A 233-nucleotide genomic window follows, 5' to 3' on the forward strand; every position below is an offset into this window, starting at 1 on the left:
CAAGATTAAAACTCAAAGGAATTGACGGGGACCCGCACAAGCGGTGGATGATGTGGATTAATTCGATGCAACGCGAAAAACCTTACCTACCCTTGACATGGCTGGAATCCTCGAGAGATTGAGGAGTGCTCGAAAGAGAACCAGTACACAGGTGCTGCATGGCTGTCGTCAGCTCGTGTCGTGAGATGTTGGGTTAAGTCCCGCAACGAGCGCAACCCTTGTCATTAGTTGCT

Annotated in this window: 1 rRNA gene; it reads left to right on the forward strand. The window is 50.2% G+C overall.

Going from position 1 to position 233, the window contains the following annotated elements:
- Nucleotides 1-233, forward strand: a 16S ribosomal RNA gene (locus KO539_RS29965); the annotation flags it as partial.

It is taken from the genome of Janthinobacterium sp. NKUCC06_STL, assembly GCF_019345455.1.
Classification (GTDB): Bacteria; Pseudomonadota; Gammaproteobacteria; order Burkholderiales; family Burkholderiaceae_D; genus Janthinobacterium; species Janthinobacterium rivuli.